The organism is Shewanella sp. cp20 (genome assembly GCF_000832025.1).
GTDB lineage: Bacteria > Pseudomonadota > Gammaproteobacteria > Enterobacterales > Shewanellaceae > Shewanella.
On the sequence record NZ_JPII01000006.1, the window covers coordinates 1 to 25,893 of the forward strand.

Below are 25,893 nucleotides of genomic sequence, written 5' to 3' on the forward strand. Positions count from 1 at the left end.
GTGCCAGTGCCAGTGCCAGTGCCAGTGCCAGTGCCAGTGCCAGTGCCAGTGCCAGTGCCAGTGCCAGTGCCAGTGCCAGTGCCAGTGCCAGTGCCAGTCTGCGAGACTTGAGGGTCGACAGTGGGACGCTCCGTTGTTGGCTGCTGTGTTGATCCTGTGCTTGGCAGAGGTGGTTTATGAGCAGGGCTCTCACTGGTGGTCAGGGTCACCTGAAAGGCCGGCGGCTTGCCGCTTGAGGTAAGAGCGTGGGCGACGGGAGTCAGGTTTGGAGTCGAGGTAGTACTTTTTTCGAAGCCGCTAAACTCCTCTATTCCCGTGGTCTGCGCTGAGCGATGGACCAACTTATTTTGCGGCTGCGCTGCATTTCCTTGTGCGGCTATAGTTTGGGAGGCTTGTGTTTCCTGTGACTGCGCCGCTGGTGCTTTCCCATCGTCTAATTCTGTTGAGTCAAGTGTCTGTTCGCCCTGCGCAGCTGGGGCGAGATCTGGCTTACTTTCCAGTTCTGAGGCTTGTTCCTCTGGCGTCGCTCCAGCGATAGAGGCCGTGTGCCAAGGTTTGTCCGCCACCAGATCTTGATTGAAGCGGCTAGATGTCTTGCCGTCCCGGTACTCTTTGGCCTTGAGCTGATCGACCGCCTTATCCTGCGCCCTGGCGAGACGTTTAGCCTCGCGTTCACGTCGCTGAGCCTCTGTTAACTGCTCCGGCTCGTCCACAGTTTGGGAATTGGTGAGCGGCTTAGTCTGGCTTGGCTTCTCTTGAGGAGGCATGTTTGGGCGTTTATCTTGACTCATTGCGTTCTCCTAACGTTCGCCAAAGGCTTCGGTCACATTGGTAAACACCGGTTTCCACAGATATTGAAAGATGGTCTTATCACCAGTCACTATGTCTGCTTCTCCCGTCATACCTGGGATCAGTGCAAGCTTATCGGGTTGATCGCCAAAATAAGGTTTATCGATGGCAATTTGTACCTTGTAGAAAACCCCACCTTTTTCATCGGCATCCGTGCTGGGGGATATCTTTTTCACGATTCCGTCTATCGCCCCATAACGGCTGTAGTCGAAGGCATCTATCTTGATGCGGGCGCTCTGTCCCACTGTCACGAAGCCTATGTCTCGCGGCGATAGCTTGGCCTCTAGTAGCGCTGTTGGAGTGGTGGGAACGATTACTGCGACTGTACCTCCCGGCTGAATAACGCTACCTGATGAGTTGTTGGGGATCGACTGAATAATGCCATCTACCGGTGAGGTAACCCTGTTCTGTTGCACCTGGGAGTCAGACGATTTGAGTCTCGCTATGATGCCAAGCAGTTCTGCCTGCGCGTCGGTCCGTTTCTCACCCACTTCGTTAAAGAGAGTCGCTTCTCTCTGAGCCAGTTGTTTCTGCTGATTATCGATATTACGTTGCAAGACGTTACTACGTCCCTCCAGTGCCTTTAGCTCTCGGATGTAGGCATCAAGTTTCTGTTGTGACTCCAGCATCCTGAGCTTAGAGACTGCCTGCTGCTCTTTTACCGAGTTCATCATCTTAAGCGTTTGTTCGACCGAGCGAATTTGGTCTTTGAGCGGTTTAATTTCCTGTTCGACGCTGGCAAGTTCAGCCTCTGACTTCGCCACGTCAGATTCGGAGAGGGCGATAATTGCCTGTTTTTCTTGATTCATTCGCGCCAGCGCGTTGACATGTTGTACCACCAGGGCCGGGAAGCTGAGTTGATAGGCATTGAAGTCTGCTTCTCGCCCTTCCAGAAAGGCATTGTATCGTTCTATTTTTAGTTCTAAGTTGGCTTGCTTGCTCTGCAGTTCCTCTTTTAACGCCTGGCTGTCGGTGGCGATAAAGTTGGCTATCAGATCGCCTTTCCTTACCAAATCTCCCTCGGCTACGGCAATCGATGCCAAAGTGCCTCCGGTCTGGCTTTGGATAACTTGTCGATGCCCTAGGGGAACCACTTGCCCCTTAGCTTTGGCGATCTCCTCAATGTTGGTGAAGACTGACCAGATAAGGAGGATAAAGACGGCCGCTGTGATAAATAGCGTGATTCGGCGAATGGCACGTTTTTCAGCTGGCGCCTCGACGGCCTCGGTAAATTCGTGTTCAGGCCAGGAGTGTTGGGAAAGTTGGCTATCATTCATTTTGTGAGGCCTCCAAGGTAGAAGTTGAATCCTGAGTGGGCACGGTGTCCTGAGCTGGTAGAGGGCCTGCATAGACCACAGATCCTTTGTCGAGAATCACTACCTTGTCGGCTTGCTGAATCAGTGCCTGATCGTGTGTGGTAAACAAGATAGTGCTCTTACCCTTGAGACGATTGAGCGTCTGAATAAAGGCTTGCCTGGCGAAGGGGTTGCGATTGGCAATCGGTTCATCCATAACCAGTAACGGGGAGCCTTTCAACAGGGCTCGAGCCAGGCTGATATAGCTGCTCTCTACGGCTGAGAACATACTCGTGCCGCGGGAAAATAGGTTAGCGTCGATATCTTGTTTTAGCGCCTGTAGCAACGAGGCACCTCCAGCATCTTTAAGGGCCTGCTTGAGTTCATCATCACTGGCTTCAGGTTTTGCCAAGCGAAGGTTGTCGGCCAAGGTGCCGGGTAACAGTTCGCTATTGGTGGGGCTGAAGGCGGCCCATTGACGGAAGATCTCTGGGTCGAATTGTTTTAGGTTTTTGCCATTGATGGTGACGAAGCCAGCCTGAGGCTCGATAACACCTATGGCGGTGAGAAGTAGGGAGGTTTTACCACTACCGTTTGGGCCAATGATAGCTACCGTCTCGCCTGCTTCTATATCGAGAGTAACGCCTGAAAGTGCTGGCTCACTGTCGCCGCTGTATCTTAGGGTGACGTGTTTGAAGGAGAGCGTTGGTGCTTTGTTAAGGTCCGGTGAGTCGAGTCTGAGTTCATTGAACTCTGTCGTGACCGCCATGAAACGATCGAATTGGTCGATCGCTCCCTTGAGTAGTGTAAATTTTTGCCGCGAGGCAAAAGCCAGTTGTGCTGGCCCAGTGATGCGCCAGATCAACATGACACTCGCAATGAGTGCGCCGGGGGTAATACTCTGGTTGAGGACGAGGAAGATGCCGCTAAAGACTGTCGTCAAGGCTGTCAGCAACCCCATGGCGTGGGCTACCGCCGCGTTGAGACCCGCGCGTTTGCTGTAAAGAAAGTTTTGCCTGCAATGCTCTCTGGCCCGGCGCATAAATTGCTCGTACCAAGCGCTGTTTTCTCCCGCGCTCTTGAGTGGTAACAGGTGGGTCGAGAGTTCGTTTAGGCTATTTTGATACTCGCCGCTAATAGTGGGGGCTGCAGCCTGAGTATACTTTTCTAGCGCCTTCATGATCAGATAAAACAGCAGCAGCATGCCCAGAGGCACCAGAACCAGATAACCACTTAATAGTGTGATGGCGACGAGGGCGACGAGGGTAAAGGGCAGATCGATTAGGCCTGCACCACCAGGACCTGCGACAAGGCTACGGACTTTTTCGGCGTTGCGCATTCGAGCGATATGACTGGAAAGCCCGACGCGAGAAAGCAGACTAAGAGGCATGCTCAGCAGGCGGTTGAAGGTGATGCCCGAAAGATCTCTGGCAAAGCGATTGCTAACATTGGCCAGTGCTTGTGCCCTTAGTAGCCTACTGGCAACAAATATCCCCAGGGCAAGCGCCGCTCCTAGCGCTATGCCGGGTAGGATCTGCGGTGCTTGGCCTCCGATCACTCTGTCATATACCGCCATGGTAAAAAGTGGAATTGCCAATCCGCTGAGGCTGGAGAGCAGACTCAGCCAGAAGATGGGGCGATACCAGGATCTGAGCTTGGCGAGGTGGGAGGAAAAAGTGCTGCTGCGGCTCTGCGCTGGTAGGCTTTCCACCAGAAACAGATGGCCGGAATTAGGTAGGTTATCAAGCTTTATCCATTGATTATCTTCACTTAAGTATTGAAAGCTGTGATTACTTCGGCGGGCTACCATAGGGTTGCCATCTTGTGGTAGCAATATGAAGGGGTAGACACTATGCACCAATAGGTTAGTGTCCAGAGCCTGTACATTGACGCCCACATGATGCTTTTTCAGCAGAATATAAGTTTCAAGATGAGTGAGCCTGTCGTTGAGATCGCTTTTGTCGATATTACTGGCCTGAACACTGAGCCCAAGTTGCTGGAACAGGGCAATCAGCAGTGACTTGGGCAGATGTATCGGATCTTGGGATGGATTCATGTGCGAACACCTCCATGGTCATGACTGACTTGTTCACCTGTTTCTCCTAATGAGATCTGCATATCGCTTAGCGCAGCGACCTCTTCAAAATAGGAGGCGATTATCACCGTCATCTGTGTGCGGTGTTCGGCTAAGAGTTGTAGCAGACGCGTCTGGGAGTCGGCATCCAGTGAGACCATCGGCTCGTCCAGCAGCAAAACTGATGGAGACTGCGCTAAGGCGCGTACAAGTGCGATAAGTTTGATCGCCCCTTTGTTGAGTATCTGATTTTCGTTGCTGCCCACTTGAGTCTGGTAACCGGCTGGGAGTTGAGCCAAGGTTGCGGAGAGGCCAAGTTTGTCGGCAATCAGCATCGCATTGGCCTCTCGCTCGCGGCGGAACAGCGTCATGTTGTCTAAGATTGAGCCGCTAAAGAGGCTGGCCCAGGGAGGGACGTAGCAGATAGACTGACGGTATTCGAAGCCATCATGATCTTGCTGTGCAACTCCAGCAATGGTGATCTGTCCGCTATCCAGTCGGTGATATGCTCCTATTGCGCTTAGCAGAAGGCTTGCGTGGGTCATTGGATTGGAGGTGACACGGACGATGGCGCCGGCAGGGATTGTCAGATTAATATTTTGGAGGCGTGCACTGGTTTTCTCGGCGCAAACGCCTTCGAGGCTGATAGGGCCCAGGGGGAGTTTCTGTTGATAACGGGTTTGACCGTTAAACGTTTCTTGGGGGGTATCGATAAGGGAATTTACCTGATCCATGGCATCTTTAGCGCTAACATATTTCGCTCTTAGACTGCCGATGGCACTTAGGGGGGCGACGGCGCGTCCGGCCAGGATGGAACAAGCTGCTAATCCCCCTGTGGTCAGGTTTCCGTTGAGCACTTCGAAACAGCCTATCATCACCAGGCATAGGGTCGTTGCTTGGGCGGTTCCCTGTATGAGTTCCTGTAACTTGGCTGATAGCCAATCGACTTCTTCTTGTTGAGCAAGGCGCTGATGGTTGATCTTCTTGTAGGCGTAAGTCATGCGGGATTCGAGAGCCATTGCCTTAGTGGTCGATAGACCCGACAGCACTAGCATCAAGAGACGGGTACGCTCATCCTGAGTTAGGCTCAGCTCCTTGGTGGCTAGAGAAAGTTTTTGTCCGAGTTGCCATACTCTTATGCCAGCGATTAGCCAGACAAGTAGGGGGATAAATACCAGTGGTCCACCTATGTAGGCGACTAAAGCAAGGAAGATAACCACGAAAGGAAAATCCATCAGTGCGACAGCGGCTTGTCCAGAATAGATGTCGCGCATTGCCGCGATGCTATGGATACCGTGTGAGATCTTACCCGTGCCGAGGTTCTCGATATGGTGGTAATCGGCATTAAGCAGGCGATTTACCACACGAGTGATGGTCTGAAGTTCATAGTTGGCCGCCGAGGCGCCCAGTAACCAGCTGCGAGTGTAACGCAGCGCGAGCTCAAGTAAGATTGCGATAGCAACACCTATGACGAGTACGGTCGCCGTACCATGAGCCTCGTTAGGCAGAATGCGGTCATAAATTTGTAGCATGGTAAAGGGGAGGGCGAGGGATAACAGATTAATAAAAACTGACGATAGCAGTAGTTCATTAAATGATGGGTTTTGCATTATTAAGCGAAAAGATTTGACCATCGATACCGCTCCTCATTAATTAATCAATTATTAAACAAGAGTGTAGCTCAGTGTCACTTGAATGAAGTTAGCAGTTACTTTTCACTTTAGATATAAGACAAATTTCTACACTTGTTACTGCTTTTCTTTAGATTCTGCCTAGCTTTTACCTTTACTTAAAAGGTATACGTTGTTTTGATGCATTTGGATTTACTCTATTGTAAATAAAGTAACCTCGCGCCAACTTGAGTCTATTTGGGATACTCCAATGGGGCTGACCAAAAGGAGCTGTGCAGAAGTGGCTTAAGCCGTTACAGAGAGTTCAGATGGCGTCATGATGCCCATGTCGATGGCTGGTTCGAAGGCAAAGTGAAAATAAAAAGAGGCCTGGCGGACCAGACCTCTTTGCTGCAGGGAGATGACGATGGGAAAACTATTTAGCGTGTTTAGGGCCTTTCTTGTTCTTCATTGGGTCGCCGTCGTAACCTAAGGCTTGCCAGTCTAAACGTGTGCCCTTGTTGTGGCAGTCGTTACACTTGAGCGCCTGATCTTTGGGTGAAACCATGTGGTTGATGCGCCACCACATCTCGGTTTCGGCAAAACCATGCTCGCCACTGTACTTAATACCTTGCTGGGCCAGTGCCTGGTTAGCCTCCATGCCGAGCTTGGCGGCCTTATCCCAGTCGAACTCTTTCCAGTAACCCCCCTTGCCATAGACCTTGGCGGTCACGAAGATGTTCTGCTTCTTGTCGTAGATCTGCTTGCCGCGATGCACCTTGAAGGGATAGATCTTGGCAGTCTTGTCAGCGATATCACCCAGTGGCGTGGTGAGCTTAGTGACCTTAGTCGGATCCATCTTGTCGCCCACCATGTAGGCATCGGCCTTGCCGTTGTACCAGGCGTATTCCGGCTTAACCATCTTGCCCCAGACGAAGCTGCCTTTCTTCTTCATGAAGGTGTGCTTGCCATACTCGTCGACGGTCTCCTCCTGATCGCTACCGGCGGTTGACCAATCCCAGCTCATCTTAGTGGGTTCGTTGCGGGCGAAGAAAGGAATATGACAGGTCTGACAGGCAACGCTGGCGGTGTGGGTGTTGAGGCGCTTGTTGGCGTGTGGCGCGCTATCGTGGCAGTTTTCACAGCCAATATCGTTGTCGCCGCCTGGCGATACGCCCATGGCATTCCCCGTGATCTGGTGCTGCTCTGTGGTGTGACAGGTCTGGCACTGGAAGTCATTGCCGTCGGTATCCATGTGTACGTCGGTCGCCTTGTCGGGGTAGGCCATAGAGGAGTCGAGATCTCCGTGCTTGACCGCGTCGCCGCCACCACCATAGAAGTGGCAGGTACCGCAGTTGTCACGTACCGGCATACCAACATTCTGTGCCACGCGTTCCAGGTTGACCTTGGCCAGGGCCTCGCCGGCGCCGGCGGGATCCTTGATATAGGTACCTGTGGTGTCGTGACAAACCAGACAGTCGACCTTGGTCATGTCGCTAAAGTCGAAGCTGTTGTCTTTCCAGCCGTAGCCGGCGTGACAACTGGTACATCTGGGCTCGTTACCCGCGATTGAGGTACAGAAGTTGTTGATGGCGTTTTTCTTACCGCGTTTTACTGTGCGGCCGGGGAGCTTCTGTTCCAGTTCCCAGGTCCAGTGAGACGACTTCATGAAGTCTTTGGCGTGATCTTCATGGCATTCGATACACTGCTCGGTCACCTGAGAGCCTTGAGTGAAGGGGCCTTGAATGGCTTCCTTATGGGGGTTATCGGCGATGGCATTGAGGCTAGCCAGGCCGAGAACTCCGGCGGCAAACATCGCCGTGAGAGAAAGTGAGTGTTTCATGGTGCATTCCCTACCCCCGGCCGCGGCCGGGGGAGATATTTTAGTTAGAAGTTGACGACGAGTGAGGCGTTGAGGTCATAGGCGGTATCGACCACAGGCAACATGGAGAAAGCCGAACCATTGATCACGTCATCCACTTTTTGCGGCGCGCCCACTGGGGTGCCACTGCCGGTATATTCGTAGTCGTAATAGAGACCGGCGAGCTTGATGAACATCCTGGGGTTGATATCAAACATATAGTAGGCCTCGGCCACATGACCACGGGTAGCCAGCTTGCTGCCGATAGGGTCGTCCTGGGCCTGGGTGAATGGTGTCCAGTACTTGGAACCATAGTTGTATTCCAGACCGAACTTGCCGTATGGCGCCGGAACCTGAATACCCACATAGATACCGTAACCATCTTTGGTGTCGGCTTCGTCGGCGGCGCTAGGCATCATGATGATCTCGCTGCCGTCGGCATTGAGTTGTGCCTCGAAGACCGCATCACTAAGCATGCCACCAAACATACCGGCGTTACCGTTGCCTTCGGCGCGGGTCCAGCCGAATGAGGCGAAGGCCTTGAAGTCTTCATCGCTCTCGTAGGCGTAACCTATGCCACCCAGGTACATGTCGCCGATCACGCCGCTAGGCTGTACTCGGGTCTGGAAGTTGAAGTTGCTGAACTTCTGCATATCTTGGTACATGGTCGGCGCGAAGATGCCAGCCAGCTGTGTGGGGAAGGCCATGGTGCCCTTGAAGCCGTCGTTGATATCTTTGGCGCCAAACAGGGTGATTTGCAGGAAGTGGTTGCCGTCGTTGATGGCGTCGATGTTAAAGCCGCCCAGGTGGGTGTCTTTGGTGACGATATCGCCAAACATCTCACCGTTGCCCCACTGTGACTCGAAGCCCTGGCCATAACAGAAACGCACCACTTGACCGTCGATACCAGTGATCTCACCCAGTTTGTATCCCAGGGTCAGACCATCGAAGTTGAAGTTAACCAGATGGCCAGATGGCGTGCCGCCACGCATCTCATTTTCACGGTATTGGGTTGGTGGGCCATAGGTTGATGGACGGCGACCGATAGATAGGTAGGTTTTTGAACCACCAATGTTTTTCCAGTCGAAGTAGGCGCGTTCTACGCGGAGCCAGTCACCGCTGGTGTTACCACTGTTGGTGCCATCCATGGTGAATGAACGCCAGGAATCGAACACCTGCACGCCGGTAGAGTCTCCCCAGTTTTTATACATACTGAGACGACCGGCGAAGTTGACGTTATCCCATACCTTGGCCTTGAGGTTTAGTCTCAGGCGTGTGGTGTAGAAGATGTCGTTGTTAATGTCCTGAGTGGTCTTGGGCGCCAAGACGTAGGGCATCACGCCTTGCAGCATACCACTCTGGAAGGCGGCGGCCAGATCCGGGTTGGCCTGCATCATCTGTCCCAAGGGGGAGTTGGGATCGTTGGGCATACCAAAGGCACCAGACATAGCTTTTGCACCAAAATCATTGAAGTCTACCTTGATTGCAGGGTTCCAGGTGACATTTTGATAGTGCAATGAATGGGCCTTGGTACGGAAATCGCCAGTGAGTTGAATTCTATCGAGCGCGCTATGGCGTTCGTTTTTGTCGACACGACTGTTGATGTCTTCAATCTCTTCGGTGAGATCGGCAAGCTGTTGTTTAAGCTCGGCTAGTTTTTGTGCATCGCTATCGGCGGCATAGGCTGAGCCAGAGATGGCGAGTGCATTTGCGATGAGTATGGATAGTAGAGTACGCATGTGAATCTCTCCTTATGCGCTCGTTGGGGTTGTTGACGAGCGCACCGATAACAAGTCCGTGGTTAACCGCATGTCTGTGGCTGATCTGAGTCGGCCGCATGGTCATAGAGGAACTGTTGGATATCTAAACGATCCTTTTCAGAGAGCTTCTCGAAGACTTCCGGCTTTACTTTATGCATGTCACGTTTGAAGTAACGATCCCATTGGCTCATGGTCTTGCTCATAGGGGTCAGTTCACCGGCGGCATCGCCCTTGCTGTGGCAGGCTTTGCACTCTTTTTTATACAGGTGTTTCCCTTTCTTAGGGTTACCACCGTCGACGGCGTAGGCTTGTCCGCCAACTGTGAGGGCGAGGAGTATGCATGTAGCTATTTTGGCAACGTTTTTCATCATCATTTTCCTTAATCGCTACTCTGAGCGATTTATTAACCTGAAACAAAATGCTTGTTTCTTGTTGGAAAATTTACCAAAAGGGAGTAGTTGTAAACTTGATGTTGATCACTTTCATGAAAAAAATCTAATTGATAAAAATATCATGGATATAAATCTAATGAATATTTTATAAGGTTATGAAATTTAATGGTTTTGTGCTTTGTTGGTTGGTGCGCTGTGTTTCTGGTATCGCTATAAAAGTGCCAAGGCAGATCACACTTTATTATTTAAGTTATCTCTAAATGGGTATTCTTGGCTGTGTTTGTATTGCATAGGCGTCTGTGTAGGGGATAAGGCTGCCTACCGAATCGACAGGATTTATATGTGTGGATAGGCGCGACAAAATAATTTGAAAAAAAGTGTTTAAACCTCAGGTTTGGAGCGCACTTTTTTGTTGTCTTAGTCTATCTTTAAAGACGACTCGGGTAGCTTCCTGAGCGAGAACAAAAATAATGAACAGGGTGAATGAGATGAAATACCTTAGCTTGGTCATCGCGGTGTTATTGTCTGGTAGTGCCTCTCTGGCGTCTGCCGCTTCTCTCTACAACGAGGCTCGCAGTGATGCCATGGGCGGAACCGGGGTGGCGGCCTCAAACCGTGAGGGGGCCGCCTTTATTAACCCCGCCTTATTAGCCATTCATGCGCCCAAGTATTCCGGCGGCGCGGTGATGTTGCCCGTGCTCGGTGCCGAGGTGGCAGATGTCGATAACCTGACCGACAAGTTCGATGCCCTGCAGGACTCCTATGACGGCCTAGAGGCGGCCATCAATGCCAGTGATGTGGCGGGCATTACCAATTATCGCGACATGCTGGTTGCCGATCTAAGATCTCTCGATGGTGAAAATGCCTATGCCAGCGTGGGCCTGGGGTTTTCTGTGGTCTTGCCAACCAAGCGCATGCCTATGTCTATTTTTTATAAGACCTATATCGATGCGGTGAGTGTGGCGGTGATCGAGGAGAGTGATATCGATACCCTGACCGATTTGGATCCCAACAACCCGCCCCAGGTGACGGATCTGGACTCTCAAGGGGCCGTGGTTGCCGGGGCTATCTCAGAGATCGGGGTAGCCCTGAGCTTCCCGCTATCGATTGTGAACATGCCGGTGGCCGTCGGTATCTCCCCCAAGCTACAGCGTATCGATACCTATAACTATGTGGTGAGTGCCAACAACTTCGATGCCGATGATTTCGATGACAGCAAGTACCGCAACGATGATACCGTGGCAAACTTGGATATTGGCGTTGCCATTCAACCCATGGATGGCGTGACTCTGGGCTTGTCTGGGCGCAACCTGGTGAGTCAGAAGGTCGATACCGTGGAGGCTCTGGGACGTCAGTTTACCTATCGGGTCGAGGCCTTATATACCTTAGGTGTTGCCTATGACTGGGACAATTTCAGCCTGACCACAGATGTGGATCTCAATAGTCATAAACGTTTCGATGAGATAGGCGAAACTCAATACTGGCGACTGGGCGGTGAGATGCGGGCGACCGATTGGCTGGCGTTGCGTGTCGGCTATCGCCACGACATGAAAGATACCAGCAGTAACCTCTATACCCTGGGCACAGGCTTTACCATAGGCCGTTCTTTTAATCTGGACCTTACCGGATTAGTGGGTACAGATGACGCCGTTGGCGGTGTGATTCAGACCTCGTATCATTTCTAACGACTCATCTTTAAATAATGTCAAAGGCCGGCGATGATGCCGGCCTTATCTTTTTCCTTTCTCTTTAAAGCAGGGCGCTAAGGGATTTTAGCGCCAGCAAGATAGCGCTCAGACTACAGAGTACCAGAGTCATGATGCGGGTCTTGTTTTTGTCTATGCGTCCTACCAGGCGATTAGCCACCAGATAACCGAGCAGCACTGAGGGAAGCAGCAGCGCCGAGCAATAGAAATGGTGCAGGGTCAGCAGGCCGGTGAGGCCTAAGATAACAATCGCAATGGTGGAACTAAAGATGAAGAAGGCCGATAGTGCCGCCCGAAACTGTTTGGCGTCTTTGCCCGAGAGCAAAATGGCCAGTGGTGGTCCGCCGATGGCAGCAACATTGCCGAAGATGCCGGAGATCACCCCGGCGATAAACAGGCTGCGACGGTTAACGACCAGGTTGAGCCGCAGCAGACTGAGCAGCACGGCGATGGCCACTATGATGGCGATGGTTATGCCCAGTATGGCCTGAGGCGCGAGCAGGAGCAGGCCCGCACCGATAAAGCCGCCGGGGATCCTCCCCAGTAGGGCATACTGTAGCCCGTTGAATTCCAGGGCGCCACGCTCGCGCAGCAGGGTCAGCAGCGCAATAGAGAAGCCCATCAGAATGACGGGGGCCGGCACCAGTGACGGCTCGATAAGATAGAGGAGCGGCGCGGCAACTACCGCCATGCCAAAGCCGATGAGGCTCTGGGTAAGGGCACCGACGAAGACGATGAGTGAGGAGAGCGCCAGAATATGGGGATCGAGTGGAAGTGCAGGCACTGGGATGTTCCAGATAAAAGTTGAAAACTAAAGAGGGATCGCTAAGCGATCCCTCTATCGATTCGTGTATGAGTGGATTATTCCATCTCTTCCCACTCTATGCCCATCTCGGTCATCAGGCGTTTGACTTCGGCTGGGATGCTATCGGGTTTGTCTTTAGACAGGTCATCGTCTTGGGGAAGTGGCTGACCAGTGTAGGCGTGCAGGAAGGCCTCGCATAGCAGCTCGCTATTGGTGGCGTGACGCAAGTTGTTGACCTGGCGCCGAGTGCGCTCGTCGGTTAACACCTTAAGCACCTTTAGAGGAATGGAGACAGTAATTTTTTTTACCTGCTCATTCTTCTTACCATGTTCAGCATAGGGGCTGATATAATCGCCATTCCACTCAGTCATTGACTCACCTGTAAATTCTAAAATTCGGTGCAGATTTTAAACCCTTACAAATTACAGTCAAATTATTGCCTCGAATTTTTGGTAAATGCAAATAGATTTCTAAATGTTTGGACGTCTAAACGTCTAAAAGTTGTTGACGCTCACTATCTGCTTAGGTACATTTAGACGTCCAGACATCCCTTTTGTCTAAGATGCCTGCCCGGATTCATATTGAGGAGTTGAAGATGACAGCGCGTAAACTAGCCACCGCCGCCGTAAGACGAGGCATAGAGTCAGACACTCAGCACGGTGCCGTGGTGCCGCCTATCTATCTGTCGACAAACTACTCGTTTGAAGGGCATCAGCAACCGCGGGATTTCGATTACAGCCGTTCCGGCAACCCGACCCGTTCTATTCTGGGGGAGGCAATTGCCGAGTTGGAGCAGGGGGCGAGCGGCGTGGTGACCTGTACTGGCATGGCGGCCATCACCCTAGTGACCAGCCTGCTTGGGCCGGAGGATCTACTGGTGGTGCCACACGATTGCTATGGCGGCAGCTATCGACTCTTCACCAATTTGGCTAAAAAGGGCGCCTTTAGGCTTCTGGTGGTGGATCAAACCGATGAGCGAGCGCTTGAGCTGGCACTGGCTCAGTCGCCTAAGATGGTGTGGCTGGAGACGCCTTCTAATCCGCTGCTGAGAGTGGTGGATATTCAGGCCATCGCCCAGGCGAGCCATAAGGTCGGCGCCCAGGTCGTGGTGGACAACACCTTCCTCTCTCCCGTATTACAACAGCCATTACTGCTTGGTGCCGACATTGTGGTGCACTCGACCACTAAATATATCAATGGTCACAGTGACGTGGTGGGCGGCGCCGTGGTGGCGAAAGACCCTGAGATCGGTGAGCTACTGCACTGGTGGTCAAATACCCTGGGCCTGACGGGGTCGGCCTTCGACAGCTACCTGACCCTGAGAGGACTGAGAACCCTGTCGGTACGTATTCGTGAACATCAAGCCAACGCTCAGAAGGTATTGGCGCTGCTTTGTGACCACAAGGCGGTGGAAAAAGTGTATTATCCGGGGCTTGCCGAGCATCCTGGCCACGAAATTGCTGCCCGACAGCAGAAGGGATTCGGCGCTATGCTCAGTTTTGAATTAAAAGGTGGCGAATCGGCACTCGTTGCCTTTTTAGATGCGTTACAATACTTCTCGGTAGCCGAGAGCCTGGGGGGCGTTGAGAGTCTGGTGGCGGTGCCCGCAACCATGACCCATAGAGCCATGGACCCAGAGGCGCGCCGCGAGGCGGGCGTTAAAGATACCCTGATCCGTTTGTCAGTGGGCATTGAAGATGGCGAGGATCTGGTGGCAGATATTCTTGCGGGTTTAGAAGCGGCTATCGCGGTAAGTAGTTAAAGGGTTTGAGGAGCAGATAATGACACGATGTCATTTGCATAAGTTTGGTGGTTCTAGTTTAGCGGATGCAGATTGTTACCGCCGCGTCGCCCACATTTTACTGACCCATGGCCATAGCGATGATCTCATCGTGGTGTCGGCCGCGGGTAAGAGTACCAATTTCCTATATCGTTTGCTGGAGCTGTGCGACACAGATCAGCTGTGGCAGGAAGAGTTACAGGTGCTGGTGAGTTACCAGCAGAATCTGATCGAGCAGCTGCTCTCCAACGAGCAGGCCCGTAGCCTGAGAGAGCGCCTAGCAACCGACAAGTCGCAACTTAGCAGCCTGTTGTCGCTCGATGAGCTTAACGATTATCAACGTAACCAGGTGGTGAGTTTCGGCGAGCGCTGGTCTTCGCGTCTGCTGGCGGCATTACTGCGTGAGTCTGGCGTGGCGGCGCTTGATGTGGATGCCCGCACCCTGTTGGTGGCCGACGAAGGTGCCGTGCCGCAGATCCGAATCGGCGAGTCGCGCCAGAAGGTACAGGCCCTGATTGAGGCCCACCCTCAAGAGCGTCTGGTTATCACCGGCTTTATCTGCGCCAATGAGCAGGGCGATACCCTATTGCTCGGCCGTAACGGCTCAGATTTTAGTGCAACCTTGCTAGCCAGCCTGGCCGATATCGAACGTGTCACCATCTGGACAGATGTCGAGGGGGTGTTTAACGCCGACCCTAACCGGATTAACGATGCCAAGTTGCTCAAGAGCATGTCGCTCACCGAGGCGAACCGCCTGGCGCACCTTGGCTCTCCCGTGCTACACAACCGTACCCTGCAGCCGCTGTTCGATACCGAGGTCAGCCTGGCGGTGCGTTCAAGCTATGCGCCCCATACTGATTTTACCTTGATCGCGCCTAAGAGCTCCTCGGCCAGCGCCCCGGTTGTCACCAGTCTGTCCAGCGTCAGTCTGTTTAGCCTGACCATAGCGGTCGAACTGCCTCAGCTGCTGGCCTGTTTTGCCCAGGCAGGTTTGACGCCGCTGGCCTACTGGTCACTGGCGCATGGCCGCGCCGAGCTGGCCTTTACCCATGAGAATCAGAAGCAGGCCCAGGCCATCTTCGAGGCCAAACGTAGCGAGCTGGGCATAGACGAGTTACAGCTTCGTGACGATCTCGGCCTGGTGGCTCTGGTGAGCGCCGATGCCAGTCTCTATCGCCGCGGCTTCTCGCGCCTGCTGAGCCGTGAGGCGCACCCTCTGTGCAACGACGGCCTGAGCCTAGTGACCCTGGTGCCAAAGGCGCAGGTGAACCTCTTAACCCAGAAAGTGCATAGACGCTGCGCCGGTCCGCGTAAGCGTATCGGTGTGCTGTTGCTGGGCATAGGCAACATAGGCGAAGCCTGGATCGATCTCTTCAAGCGTGCCCGTCCCGTGCTCAATAAGGAGCTGGAGGTCAGCGTCGAGTTGGTGGGACTGCTGAGTTCGAAGAAGGCCCTGCTCAGCGAGACTGATATCGATCTCAACAGCTGGCAACAGGCGTTCGACGAGCGGGGCACGGCTTGGCAGTACTCCCATCTGTTCGAGCAGTTGCAGGCGCTAAATTGCGATGAGTTGATCGCCCTGGACATTAGTGCCAGCGCCGATCTGACTCTGCAGTATCCAGAATTTTTTGCCCGCGGCATCCATATCGTCAGCGCCAACAAGTTGGCAGGCTCTGGGCCTTTGGCCTTCTACCAGGAGCTAAAACAGCAACTGGGCAATCGTCGTCTGTTCTGGCGTTATAACGCCAGCTGCGGTGCAGGCTTACCCGTGCAACACGCGCTGAACGATCTGCATAACAGCGGTGATAGCATAGAGGCCGTCGGCGGTATTTTTTCTGGCACCCTTTGCTGGCTGTTTGAGCATTATGATGCCAAGAAACCCTTCTCCGAGCTGGTGCTGGAAGCCAAGGGACTGGGGATCACCGAGCCGGATCCCCGCGACGATCTTTCCGGTCGGGACATGCAGCGTAAGTTGCTGATTTTGGCCCGCGAGATAGGCTATGACATAGAGCTGGATGATATCGAGCTGGAGTCTCTAGTGCCGAAGCATATGGCCGAGATCCCGCTGGATGATTTCATCAAACGTATGGCGGAGCTCGACGGTGAGATGTTGCAGCAGTATCAGGCCGCGGCCGAGCAGAATAAGGTGCTCAGATATGTGGCTTCATTGGATTCGGACCAAGGGCAACTCAAGGCCAAGGTGGGGATCCAGTGGGTGGATACCAGCCATCCTTACGCCAACCTGACACCGGGCGATAATGTCTTCGTGATCCGCAGCGATTTCTACCAGGACAATCCGCTGATCATCCGTGGCCCGGGCGCCGGGCGCGAGGTGACGGCGGCCGCGGTGCAGTCGGATCTGGCGCAGATCTGCCGGGATCTCCTGCAGGAATAATCTTATGGGTCGATGTGCATGTCGCGCATCGACCCGCTATTCACGCCTTTCTCTCTTCCCTTTTTTCTATTCTTATTGGTGGGTTTCGCCGGGTTAATCGGGTGAGACAGGCGCCTCTGTGCCTGTCGTCCTACTCAGTGTCTATCATATAAACAGATTGTTTCTTAATGAGACAATTTTTGGGCTTGACATCACTCTGAGTTTCTCTAGTATATGGACATATAGACGTCCAAACGTCTAAATGTTTCTTGTTCTAGGTCTGAGGGATTAAGATGGCTTTTCATCACGCACAACACGCCAATTCATTGAACCAAAGCTTGTCTGAGCTTAATGGTGATATCAATGTGTCATTCGAGTTTTTCCCACCGGCGACCCCCGAGATGGAAACCATCTTGTGGAACTCTATCAGACGCCTAGAGCCGCTGAATCCCAAGTTTGTCTCGGTAACCTATGGTGCCAACTCGGGCGTGCGCGATCGTACCCATGGGGTGATCGAGCGCATCCAGAAGGAGACAGATCTCGTGGCTGCCCCCCATCTGACTCTGGTCGATGCCAGCGATGAAGAGCTGGTTGAGCTGGCGAAGCACTACTGGAACTCGGGCATACGCGATATCGTCGCGCTGCGTGGCGATCTGCCTGCGGGTAGTCCTAAGCCGACCCGTTTCGCCAATGACCTGGTACGCCTGCTGAAATCAGTGGCCGATTTCGATATCTCAGTGGCGGCCTATCCTGAGGTACACCCTGACGCGCCTAATGCCCAGGCGGATCTGATTAATCTTAAGAAGAAAATAGACGCCGGCGCCAACCGCGCCATTACCCAGTTCTTCTTCGATGTGGAGTCTTACTTGAGATTCAGAGACCGTTGTGTCGCCGCCGGTATCGATGTGGAGATAGTACCGGGTATCCTGCCTGTGACTAACTTTACTCAGCTCAAACGCTTCGCCGGCATGACCAATGTGTCTATCCCCAGTTGGCTACACAGGCAGTTTGAGGGGTTAGATGATGACCCGTCGACTCGTCAGATGGTAGGTGCCAACGTGGCCATCGATATGGTTAAGGTGTTGTCTCGCGAAGGGGTAAAAGACTTCCATTTCTACACATTGAACCGCGCCGAACTGACCTATGCCATCTGCCACACACTCGGGGTCAGACCTGGTAAATAGCGCACTTTGCTTGCCAAGATAGACGCTTAGCCCCGCCCGATAGGTGGGGCTTTCTACAGCCACTGCTGACCCTTGTCGGTATCGAATTTGACACCCATTAGAGCTAGCCGAGCGGCCGTTGTTGCTTGTGTGTGTCGCGAATCAGGGTATTGGCTCACTATTCAATTAGACCTCAATTCAATTCAATTCAATTGAACATCAACTTAATTGAACATCAACTCATTTGAGCATTCACACAGGCCTTTAGCTCTGGCGACCTGTTGCAATGCTCCTGCTATTGTCCCGTCCGAGACAGAGTGTTAACGTTAATGGCTAACTCTCAGTTTCTATGGTTTTTATGCACGCGAATGCGAGTCACTGCCCCTTGTGTCATCAGCCTAATCAATGTGCCTTGGCGGCTCAGCGGGAGAGCGACACCTGTTGGTGTCACCATCAGGAGTTTCCGCCTAAAGCCCAATTATCTAATTCACAACTATCTAAGGCCATAGCCGCTGATGTTTGTATCTGCCAGGCCTGCGCCGAGGCGCTTAGGCTAGAGGCTAAGTTGGGGGTTAAGCGAATCGACTAATGTTAATTATTTAAGGATGAATATTTATGAAAAATACCGCCACTATACTCATAGGCCTGCTTGTGCTCGGGGGATGTAGTAATTTAAATATGACGACAAATATTTCTCCGGCACCAGAGGAAGCACTTAAGACCTATAAGGTGGAAGAGTACAGTATGGCCGAAATTGGTCGTTATAAGACGGAGTCTCTGGGAAAGGTCTCGTCATCCTTTTGTCGTATTCGTAGCAGTCAGCCGAAGCCGACCGAGTCATTGTTGATTGGTAACCTTAAGTATCAGGCACAGAAACGGGGGGCCAACGGCATAGTGGTCATGGAGTGTGTCGATCATAAGCTCAATAATGATTGTGCCGAGTTTTTGCGTTGTGATGCGCTGGCCTATCGGGTCGATTTCGACGCTCTATAAAGTACAATCTGTCATGAAAAAAGAGGCGAAATCGCCTCTTTTTTTCATTCTATCCTCTAACTAGCGCTCGGCTATAGTTAGATCATTCGAGTCTAAAGGCAAGAGTTTCTCTTCCCCAATCTGACAACATCACGTCTCTTATACGTTCGCCGTCTCCCTCACTACTGCATGCCCACATCTCGGCGCAGGTGCGTCCGGCAATGTTAGAGCCTGTGCCTGACTCTGTATCTGGGCGGCTGTTGTTGAGACGGGCGATCTCATCGTCGAAGTAGCTGTTATAGTCGGGAGCAGTTACGGTAATGGTTTCCATCTCGCCTACAGGTGCATTGCTGCCTGGTTTGGCATTCATATCGGCGTCGATCATGGCATATAACTTAGGCAATGGCAGGGTCTTAGCCAATTCTGAATGCTTTAGTTTCTTGGCAAAGTCTATAGCCGAGACGTTGTTCAGCTCGTATGCCTTAGATAACCATTTGTCTGCTTCGGCAAGATCCTGTTTTATTAGATTACCACTAAGGTAAACCTTACCCAGTATTAGGGCACTTGGTGAAAAGTCGACTCTTAGACTACGTTCCAATAGGGAGATAGCCTTATCGACATCTTGATAGTCGGTCTCTTGCAGATACATGACGGCAGCCTTGTACTGCGCCGTTGTGTTGCCAAACTTGGCCGCGCGTCTAAACCACTTTAGCGCCTTCTTGTTGTTCTTCTTGGTGCCGTAACCTGCGTAGTAGAGCTCTCCAAGTGTCGCCATGGCGTCAGAGTGACCCCGTTTGGTCAAAATGGTATAGGCCTTGAAATACTCCTTACATTCGGCCGAGTCACACTCAGGTAACCCTGAGGCATAACTGCTTGATGTGATAGCCCAAAAACTTAAGCCGATTGAGAGTGCTTTGATCATCCTTTTCATTTTTTATCCTATTTTTTCAGCGGTTTAAATGTTTCAGTTCTACTAACCTTTATTAGTTTAAGGTACAGCATGTTGAATCGTTAACTTATCTGAATGAAAGCGCAACGGCACCCCAATCAGATAGTAAGAAATCCCGTATGCGATCTTTGTCACCTTCACTGCTGCATGCCCACATTTCGGCACAGGTTCTGCCGGCAATGTTGGAACCAGTGCCTTTTTCTGTATCGGGTTGACTATGATTTAATCGCAGAATTTCGTCATCAAAATATTGTGTGTAGTCAGGCGCCGTTACTGTAATGGTTTCCATCTCACCGACAGGCGCGGTGCTGCCTGGTTTATTGCTGGCTTGTTTATCAACTAGGGCATAGAGTGTCGGCAGTGTGATTGTCTGGCCCTTTGTCGACGCCTTGAATTGTTTGACAAATTTATGCGCCTCTTGATTGTTGAGCTCATAGGCCATGGCTAGCCAGTGATCGGCTTCGGCGAGGTCTTGTTTAACCAGTTCGTTGCCAAGGTAGATCTTGCCCAGCACGAAGGCGCTAGGAGAGAAGCCTACTTTGCTACTGCGTTTTAGCAGTGTGATGCCTTTGTCTATATCTTGATTTTCTGTATCTTGAAGATACATGATTCCCGCCTTGTACTGGGCTGTGGTATTACCAAATTTGGCAGCGCGCCTAAACCATTTGAAGGCTTTCTCCAAGTTCTTCTCTGTGCCGTAGCCAGCATAGTAGAGTTCTCCTAGGGTTGCCATGGCATCCGAATGGCCTCGCTTAGTCAAAATGGTATAGGCCTTGAAATACTCCTGGCATTCTGCGGTGTCGCACTCTGGGAGCCCAGCGGCATAACCTTGAGCGCTAACAGCTAATAGGCCCAGTCCAACTGTGAGTGCTTTGAGAGTCTTTTTCATCATCTAATTCCTTGATTTTTTAATAAAACTCAACTCTTCTCGCTTTCGTTAGAGGAGGCTAGAAGTACCACTCGTTGAAATGAAATTACCTAAAATTTAAGGCTAGCGCGATGTTACCCCAGTCCGATAACTGTAGGTCACGAATGCGCTCGCTGTCCCCCTCGCTACTACAGGCCCAGATATCTAAGCAGGTTCGTCCTGCAATGCTTGAACCTGTCCCTTTTGCCGTGTCGGGACGACTCTGATTAAGCAGTGCGATCTCTTCGTCGAAGTAGGCGGCATAGTCTGGGGCCTCAACCAGTATCACCTCCATCTCTTCCATCGTCGTTTTACTGTCCTTTGCGACGGGTTTTTCGGCATCGACGAGCGCAAACAGCTTAGTCAGGGGGAGTGTGGTGGTGTCGGGCGACTCTCGAAGGGCCTTGGCAAATTTCATTGCCTCTAAGTTGTTAAGCTTATAGGCGAGAGTGAGCCATCTGTCTGTTTCGGCGAGATCGGTTGGGATCAACTTGTTCTGTAGGTAGATCTTGCCTAATGCCAGCGCGCTGGGGGAGAAAGTTGACTTGGCGCTGCGTTTTAACAAAGCGATCCCTTTATCGATATCTTGGTGTGCAGTCGATTGCAAGTACATGATCCCAGCTTTATATTGTGCTGTGGTATGGCCAAATTTGGCGGCGCGTCTAAACCATTTAAAGGCCTTATCTAGGTCTTTTTCCGTGCCATAACCTGAGTAATAGAGTTCACCGAGTGTTGCCATGGCACTCGAATGACCACGGTTAGTCAAGATGGTGTAGGCATCAAAATAGGCCTCACATTCTGCCGATTTACAAGGGGCCAATTGAGTTGCATTGCAAAGAGGGGCTATCGCGAGCAAAGCTGCTACTAACAAAAGCTTATTCACGATTCGTTGCATGCCAATATCCTTTAGTAAAATGTTAATAACTATTACTATCAGTAACTAATAACGAGTGCCATAGTACTAAAGTGCTAATGTTCACGGTGGTCTTAGCCGATTTCTGCTTGAATCGGCAATAGATAGTTTTAGGCGATATTGAGACATGTTGTACGAATGCTGGTCATTCGGCCTGTTTAAGCACGTTGTTCAGGCCATGGTGAAGAAGGCTAAGGAAGTGGGTGATGGATAAGTTCGATGCCGTGGTTATCGGCGCAGGAGTCATAGGGCTGGCGGTAGCTGCCAGCTTGAGTCGGCGTTTTGCAAGCGTGCTGCTCATCGATCGCGCCGAGGCCATAGGTACAGGTATCAGTAGCCGAAATAGCGAAGTGATCCACGCGGGGATCTACTATCCGACCGGCAGTCTCAAGGCGCGCCTGTGTGTGGAGGGAAGGCAGCGGCTATATGCCTATTGTGATCGCCGGGGCATTACAGTGAATCCCCTGGGCAAGGTGATAGTGGCGACTCAGACGGAGCAGGAGGCGCAGCTCGATGTCTTGCTCGACCAAGGCCGGGCCAATGGCGTGACAGAACTCTACCCGCTCAGCCGTCGTCAGCTGGCCGAGCTTGAGCCGACACTGGCGGCGACGGGTGGCTTATTCTCACCCTCTACCGGCATAGTCGACAGCCATGGTTTGATGCTGAGTCTGCTGGCCGAGGCGGAGGAACATGGCGCGATATTTTGCCCCCATAGCGAGTTTATCGCCGCCCAAGCCGGTGGTAATGGCTTTAGGGTCGAACTGAAGCAGCAGGGTGAGCGGATGAGCATCGACACAAGTTACTTAATCAACTGCGCCGGATTATATGCCACTCAAACAGCGGCTCGCATCGAGGGGCTGGCAAAATCTTCTATTCCACCTCTGCATTGGTGCAAGGGGCATTACTTTGCCTATCAGGGCAAGAGTCCATTTTCCCATCTCATCTATCCCGTCCCCGAACCTGGGCTGAAAGGCTTAGGCGTACACGCCACCTTAGATCTCGGTGGTCAGCTTAAGTTTGGCCCGGATACCCAATATTTGACGCCCGGCAGTCAGGAGAGTTATCAGGTACCCGATGCGCTGCGCCTGGGCTTCTTCGAGGCGATATCCCGCTATTATCCCGCCGTAGAAATCGACCGTTTGGTGCCGGCCTACGCCGGTATCCGTCCTAAATTGCAGGGACCGGATGATAGTGAGGTGGCTGACTTCTTGATTCAGGGGGAGGCAGAGCATGGGGTTGCAGGCTTGGTTAACCTTATCGGCATCGAATCGCCGGGCCTCACCGCTAGTTTAGCCATTGCCGAACTGGTTTCTCGGCGTCTGCCTGCGATTTAGGCAACAAAAAAGGAGCCGATAGGCTCCTTTTTTAGTAGCTAGCGTCAGGCGTTAGCCGTTGTCTCTGTTGCCCTTGCGGTGAGACTTGCGTTCACCCGCTGGCTTGCGACGGCGTGGCGCACGATTGTCATCGCTAGCATTTGCCATCTCGGTACCCGCTTCACGAATGTTTAGCGGTTTGCCACAAACGCGCACCTTCTTCAGGTGTTGCAGCACATCTTTTGGCATGCCATCGGGCAGATCGATCGAGGTGATCTGATCGAACAGTTGGATCTGGCCAATGTAACGGCTGTCGATGTTGGCTTCGTTGGCTACAGCACCCACGATGTTACCTACACCTACACCATGGTCACGACCCACGTCGAGTACGTAACGGCACATCTTAACGTCTGGATGATCCTTCAGCGTATCTGCCTTGCCCAGATTTGTCGGGGTCGGACGCGATTCGCGACGACCACGAGGGCTACGCTCGCCACGATCGCGCGAGTTACGCTCATCACGGTTATCGCGTTGACGCTCCTGGATTGGAGGTAGCTGTAGAGGACGCTCCTGTTGCACCATGTTTAGCAGGGCGGCGGCTAGCACTTCGGTGTCGACTTCCAGTTGCTGACATAGCTGGGCAACGGCGCCATGCATAAAGTCCAGCGACTCGTTGTTGATGGTGTTCGACACCTGCTCACCCAGACGAGACAGACGACGCTCTGCCACAGTCTCAGGGCTTGGTACGTTCATCGGTGAGATGCGGCTCTTGGTTGCACGCTCGATGGTGCGCAGCATGCGCATCTCTCTGTGGGTAACGAACAGAATCGCCATACCGGTACGACCGGCGCGGCCAGTACGACCGATACGGTGTACGTAGGCTTCGGTGTCGTATGGAATGTCGAAGTTGATCACGTGGCCAATACGCTCAACGTCCAAACCACGGGCGGCAACGTCGGTAGCAATCAGGATATCCAGCTTGCCACGCTTGAGCTGGTCAACGGCGCGCTCACGGGCCTGCTGGTTCATGTCGCCATGCAGTGGTGATGAGGCATAACCGCGGGCTTCCAGCTTCTCGGCCAGCTCGACACAGGAGTTACGGGTACGAACGAAGATGATGATACCTTCGGTGTTTTCCACTTCCAGTACGCGTACCAGGGCCTCGAGTTTGTTGTGCTGAGAAACCTGCACGAAACGCTGCTCGATAGACTCAACTGTGGTGTGGCTGGCGGCGATGCTGATGTGTACCGGTGTCTGCAGGTACTTGTTGGCAACGCGTTTGATCTGCTCTGGCATGGTGGCAGAGAACAGCGCCAGTTGACGTTCCTGTGGCGTGTGCTCCAGGATCCACTCGATATCGTCGATAAAGCCCATCTTGAGCATTTCATCTGCTTCATCGAGCACCAAGGCATTGAGTGTTTCTAGCTTAAGGGTGCCACGACGCATGTGGTCCATGACGCGACCTGGGGTACCCACAACAATCTGCGGGCCACGGCGTAGGGCGTTAAGCTGCTGATGCATGCTTTGACCACCATAGATAGGCAGTACATGCAGGCCTTTCATAAACTTGGAGTAACTACCGAAGGCTTCGGCAACCTGTACCGCCAGTTCGCGAGTCGGTGCGAGCACCAGGATCTGCGGCACGTTGCGGCTAGGATCGATAGCGTTTAGCAGGGGCAGGGCGAAGGCGCCGGTTTTACCCGTACCTGTTTGTGCCTGGCCAAGAATATCTTTACCCTCCATCAGGGGGTCGATACTAGCGGCCTGGATCGGCGTAGGATTTTCATAACCTAGCTCGTCGAGAGCACGCAACAAAGGCTCGGACAGGCCGAGTTCGCGGAAAGTTTTTTCACTGGATGACATGGGTTGTAGCCTTGTGGTGTAACTAAAGTGCAGAGACTGCACCAAAAGATGTAAAAGACAGAAAATCAACCCCGTGTCGACTTCCCGCACCGAAAACGAATCAGTAAGCCGATTATTATAACAGTAAGCCTGATATCTTTCCACCACCTGGCATAATTTTCGCAGTAAACCCAGATGTCGTTAATTTAACCACTTAGTTAACAGTGGGTTACATTTTTCAAAAATACAAAAATCCCTGTGGTTTGTATTAGTTATTCAAGAGATAAGTGTCAATTATTAATAGTTTATAGGCGGTTTCCGTAACAGCGGCCAGAAAATTAACATCTATCTTGCTCGCCTCGTCACTGGGCTGGTGATAATCCTTGTGGGGCGGGACGCCGAAGTAGAGCCAGGGGATACCTGCCTGATGAAAAGGATAATGATCTGAAGCTCTTAACCAATCGACCCTCTGTAGTGTCTTGCCCGCTTCCGGGGGATGATTGGCGCGAATACAAAGATCTACCGTCTGCTCCAGTTGGGCCTTTATCTGCTGGAACTGACTGAAACCACGGCGGCCCTCGAGGTAGATGCGGGCGTTGCGCGCCGGTCGGCCTATCATGTCCAGGTTAATCATTAACTCAATCTGACTGGCCTTGAGTGGGGCACCGGGCGTCAGCAAGCCATCTACGAAGGCCTTGGAGCCATACAGACCTGGCTCTTCGGCATCGGTAGCGATAAACATCAGGTTGGTATCTCTTGCTCGGCTCACGCTATGGGCGGCGATCTCCAAGAGGGCAGCGACGCCCGAGGCGTTATCGTCTGCGCCGTGATAGAGCTTGTGGCCCTGCTTGCCCAGGTGATCATAGTGGGCCGCTACGACTCGCCAGCGATCGCTGGGACGGCTTGCGGGCAGTATGCCGATGACATTGGTGCCCAGGCGGGTGCCGAATTGATAGTCATATTCAAAATCGTGATTGAAATGCCCCTGCCAGGGAGTGAGACCCGCCTGTCGCATCTGGCTCACTATGTAGTCTCGGGCCTGGGCGGCGCCGTCTGTGCCTGTCTTGCGGCCGGTGAATTGGTCGCTGCTGAGGGTTTCGACATGGGAAAACAGTCGCACTTGGTCAGTCCACACGAGTCTATAGTCATCATCGCAGCGCTGGCTCTCCGGAGTCTCGGCGCAGCCCTGTAGAATCAGACAGAGCAGGCCCAGGGTGAGTAGGGCAACAAATGGTACGGGTCGCGGGCGCCTGATTTCGACGAGGGGGAAGGGCGTTTTCAACGAAGACTATCCTTAGGTTCGAAAACTCCTAAGCTACCTGGGTTTG

At 52.5% G+C, this 25,893-nt stretch carries 21 protein-coding genes; 7 read left to right on the forward strand and 14 right to left on the reverse strand.

Translation table 11 applies throughout. From position 1 onward, the window contains the following. The 7 genes from DB48_RS20005 to DB48_RS00165 all read right to left on the reverse strand — a co-directional run. Positions 1 to 791 (reverse strand): hypothetical protein (locus tag DB48_RS20005; protein WP_041508317.1); only part of this gene is annotated, 791 nt, incomplete at its 3' end. 9 nt (positions 792 to 800) lie between these two features. After that, complete coding sequence (locus DB48_RS00135) at positions 801 to 2,126, reverse strand: HlyD family type I secretion periplasmic adaptor subunit (protein ID WP_041508318.1); 1,326 nt, start codon at positions 2,124 to 2,126, stop codon at positions 801 to 803. Further along, a complete protein-coding gene (locus DB48_RS00140; RefSeq protein WP_041508319.1) occupies positions 2,119 to 4,200 on the reverse strand; it encodes a peptidase domain-containing ABC transporter in 2,082 nt (693 codons plus the stop codon). The genes DB48_RS00135 and DB48_RS00140 overlap by 8 nt, the downstream gene beginning before the upstream one ends. Beyond that, positions 4,197 to 5,828 (reverse strand): ABC transporter transmembrane domain-containing protein, encoded by a 1,632-nt coding sequence (locus tag DB48_RS00145; RefSeq protein WP_235375292.1) that lies wholly within the window; start codon positions 5,826 to 5,828, stop codon positions 4,197 to 4,199. The genes DB48_RS00140 and DB48_RS00145 overlap by 4 nt, the downstream gene beginning before the upstream one ends. Positions 5,829 to 6,264: 436 nt before the next feature. Next, positions 6,265 to 7,671 carry a tetrathionate reductase family octaheme c-type cytochrome gene (locus tag DB48_RS00155; protein WP_082035552.1) on the reverse strand — a complete coding sequence of 469 codons (1,407 nt, stop codon included), beginning with the start codon at positions 7,669 to 7,671 and terminating at the stop codon, positions 6,265 to 6,267. 44 nt (positions 7,672 to 7,715) lie between these two features. Continuing rightward, on the reverse strand, positions 7,716 to 9,428 hold the full coding sequence (locus tag DB48_RS00160) for a DUF3373 domain-containing protein (protein WP_041508323.1): 1,713 nt from the start codon (positions 9,426 to 9,428) through the stop codon (positions 7,716 to 7,718). 62 nt (positions 9,429 to 9,490) lie between these two features. Further along, positions 9,491 to 9,820 (reverse strand): c-type cytochrome, encoded by a 330-nt coding sequence (locus DB48_RS00165; protein WP_041508324.1) that lies wholly within the window; start codon positions 9,818 to 9,820, stop codon positions 9,491 to 9,493. Positions 9,821 to 10,329: 509 nt separating this feature from the next. On the opposite strand from DB48_RS00165, the gene DB48_RS00170 reads away from it, so the two are divergent. After that, positions 10,330 to 11,526 carry a conjugal transfer protein TraF gene (locus DB48_RS00170; protein WP_041508349.1) on the forward strand — a complete coding sequence of 399 codons (1,197 nt, stop codon included), beginning with the start codon at positions 10,330 to 10,332 and terminating at the stop codon, positions 11,524 to 11,526. A gap of 64 nt (positions 11,527 to 11,590) precedes the next feature. On the opposite strand, the gene DB48_RS00175 is transcribed toward DB48_RS00170, so the two are convergent. Beyond that, positions 11,591 to 12,331 carry a sulfite exporter TauE/SafE family protein gene (locus DB48_RS00175; RefSeq protein ID WP_041508325.1) on the reverse strand — a complete coding sequence of 247 codons (741 nt, stop codon included), beginning with the start codon at positions 12,329 to 12,331 and terminating at the stop codon, positions 11,591 to 11,593. Between the two features lie 77 nt (positions 12,332 to 12,408). Then, a complete protein-coding gene (gene metJ / locus DB48_RS00180) occupies positions 12,409 to 12,723 on the reverse strand; it encodes a met regulon transcriptional regulator MetJ (RefSeq protein WP_011864325.1) in 315 nt (104 codons plus the stop codon). A 224-nt stretch (positions 12,724 to 12,947) separates the two neighbouring features. Here metJ and metB point away from each other — a divergent pair, with 224 nt between their 5' ends. From metB to DB48_RS00200, 5 genes are all read left to right on the forward strand, one after another. Continuing rightward, positions 12,948 to 14,114, forward strand: a complete 1,167-nt coding sequence (metB, locus tag DB48_RS00185) for a cystathionine gamma-synthase (RefSeq protein ID WP_041508326.1) — start codon at positions 12,948 to 12,950, stop codon at positions 14,112 to 14,114. A 19-nt stretch (positions 14,115 to 14,133) separates the two neighbouring features. Beyond that, the gene (locus tag DB48_RS00190; protein ID WP_041508327.1) at positions 14,134 to 16,527 is read left to right on the forward strand and encodes a bifunctional aspartate kinase/homoserine dehydrogenase II; all 2,394 of its coding nucleotides are present in this window, start codon (positions 14,134 to 14,136) and stop codon (positions 16,525 to 16,527) included. 272 nt (positions 16,528 to 16,799) lie between these two features. Continuing rightward, complete coding sequence (gene metF / locus DB48_RS00195) at positions 16,800 to 17,690, forward strand: methylenetetrahydrofolate reductase (protein WP_041508328.1); 891 nt, start codon at positions 16,800 to 16,802, stop codon at positions 17,688 to 17,690. A gap of 337 nt (positions 17,691 to 18,027) precedes the next feature. Continuing rightward, positions 18,028 to 18,258, forward strand: coding sequence for a cysteine-rich CWC family protein (locus DB48_RS19780; protein ID WP_235375294.1), 231 nt, complete (start codon positions 18,028 to 18,030; stop codon positions 18,256 to 18,258). Between the two features lie 89 nt (positions 18,259 to 18,347). Continuing rightward, positions 18,348 to 18,662: a hypothetical protein gene (locus DB48_RS00200; RefSeq protein WP_235375295.1), complete on the forward strand. Its 315-nt coding sequence runs from the start codon at positions 18,348 to 18,350 to the stop codon at positions 18,660 to 18,662. Positions 18,663 to 18,744: 82 nt separating this feature from the next. Here DB48_RS00200 and DB48_RS00205 read toward each other — a convergent pair whose 3' ends face one another. The 3 genes from DB48_RS00205 to DB48_RS00215 form a co-directional block, all read right to left on the reverse strand. Next, the gene (locus DB48_RS00205; protein WP_041508330.1) at positions 18,745 to 19,572 is read right to left on the reverse strand and encodes a tetratricopeptide repeat protein; all 828 of its coding nucleotides are present in this window, start codon (positions 19,570 to 19,572) and stop codon (positions 18,745 to 18,747) included. A gap of 85 nt (positions 19,573 to 19,657) precedes the next feature. Continuing rightward, complete coding sequence (locus DB48_RS00210) at positions 19,658 to 20,482, reverse strand: tetratricopeptide repeat protein (RefSeq protein ID WP_041508331.1); 825 nt, start codon at positions 20,480 to 20,482, stop codon at positions 19,658 to 19,660. 82 nt (positions 20,483 to 20,564) lie between these two features. After that, positions 20,565 to 21,317, reverse strand: a complete 753-nt coding sequence (locus DB48_RS00215; RefSeq protein WP_235375296.1) for a tetratricopeptide repeat protein — start codon at positions 21,315 to 21,317, stop codon at positions 20,565 to 20,567. A gap of 299 nt (positions 21,318 to 21,616) precedes the next feature. Here DB48_RS00215 and DB48_RS00220 point away from each other — a divergent pair, with 299 nt between their 5' ends. After that, positions 21,617 to 22,744 carry an NAD(P)/FAD-dependent oxidoreductase gene (locus tag DB48_RS00220; RefSeq protein WP_041508333.1) on the forward strand — a complete coding sequence of 376 codons (1,128 nt, stop codon included), beginning with the start codon at positions 21,617 to 21,619 and terminating at the stop codon, positions 22,742 to 22,744. 51 nt (positions 22,745 to 22,795) lie between these two features. Here DB48_RS00220 and DB48_RS00225 read toward each other — a convergent pair whose 3' ends face one another. Both DB48_RS00225 and DB48_RS00230 read right to left on the reverse strand, forming a co-directional pair. After that, positions 22,796 to 24,586, reverse strand: coding sequence for a DEAD/DEAH box helicase (locus tag DB48_RS00225; RefSeq protein ID WP_041508334.1), 1,791 nt, complete (start codon positions 24,584 to 24,586; stop codon positions 22,796 to 22,798). Between the two features lie 247 nt (positions 24,587 to 24,833). Further along, positions 24,834 to 25,847 carry a M28 family peptidase gene (locus tag DB48_RS00230; protein ID WP_041508335.1) on the reverse strand — a complete coding sequence of 338 codons (1,014 nt, stop codon included), beginning with the start codon at positions 25,845 to 25,847 and terminating at the stop codon, positions 24,834 to 24,836. Positions 25,848 to 25,893 lie beyond the last annotated feature (46 nt).

Coding starts and splice junctions, on each gene's coding strand:
- DB48_RS00135 (WP_041508318.1), bottom strand. CDS start 2,126: ATGAATGATAGCCAACTTTCCCAACACTCCTGGCCTGAACACGAATTT.
- DB48_RS00140 (WP_041508319.1), bottom strand. CDS start 4,200: ATGAATCCATCCCAAGATCCGATACATCTGCCCAAGTCACTGCTGATT.
- DB48_RS00145 (WP_235375292.1), bottom strand. CDS start 5,828: ATGCAAAACCCATCATTTAATGAACTACTGCTATCGTCAGTTTTTATT.
- DB48_RS00155 (WP_082035552.1), bottom strand. CDS start 7,671: ATGAAACACTCACTTTCTCTCACGGCGATGTTTGCCGCCGGAGTTCTC.
- DB48_RS00160 (WP_041508323.1), bottom strand. CDS start 9,428: ATGCGTACTCTACTATCCATACTCATCGCAAATGCACTCGCCATCTCT.
- DB48_RS00165 (WP_041508324.1), bottom strand. CDS start 9,820: ATGATGAAAAACGTTGCCAAAATAGCTACATGCATACTCCTCGCCCTC.
- DB48_RS00170 (WP_041508349.1), top strand. CDS start 10,330: ATGAAATACCTTAGCTTGGTCATCGCGGTGTTATTGTCTGGTAGTGCC.
- metJ (WP_011864325.1), bottom strand. CDS start 12,723: ATGACTGAGTGGAATGGCGATTATATCAGCCCCTATGCTGAACATGGT.
- metB (WP_041508326.1), top strand. CDS start 12,948: ATGACAGCGCGTAAACTAGCCACCGCCGCCGTAAGACGAGGCATAGAG.
- DB48_RS00190 (WP_041508327.1), top strand. CDS start 14,134: ATGACACGATGTCATTTGCATAAGTTTGGTGGTTCTAGTTTAGCGGAT.
- metF (WP_041508328.1), top strand. CDS start 16,800: ATGGCTTTTCATCACGCACAACACGCCAATTCATTGAACCAAAGCTTG.
- DB48_RS19780 (WP_235375294.1), top strand. CDS start 18,028: ATGCACGCGAATGCGAGTCACTGCCCCTTGTGTCATCAGCCTAATCAA.
- DB48_RS00200 (WP_235375295.1), top strand. CDS start 18,348: ATGACGACAAATATTTCTCCGGCACCAGAGGAAGCACTTAAGACCTAT.
- DB48_RS00205 (WP_041508330.1), bottom strand. CDS start 19,572: ATGAAAAGGATGATCAAAGCACTCTCAATCGGCTTAAGTTTTTGGGCT.
- DB48_RS00210 (WP_041508331.1), bottom strand. CDS start 20,482: ATGATGAAAAAGACTCTCAAAGCACTCACAGTTGGACTGGGCCTATTA.
- DB48_RS00220 (WP_041508333.1), top strand. CDS start 21,617: ATGGATAAGTTCGATGCCGTGGTTATCGGCGCAGGAGTCATAGGGCTG.
- DB48_RS00225 (WP_041508334.1), bottom strand. CDS start 24,586: ATGTCATCCAGTGAAAAAACTTTCCGCGAACTCGGCCTGTCCGAGCCT.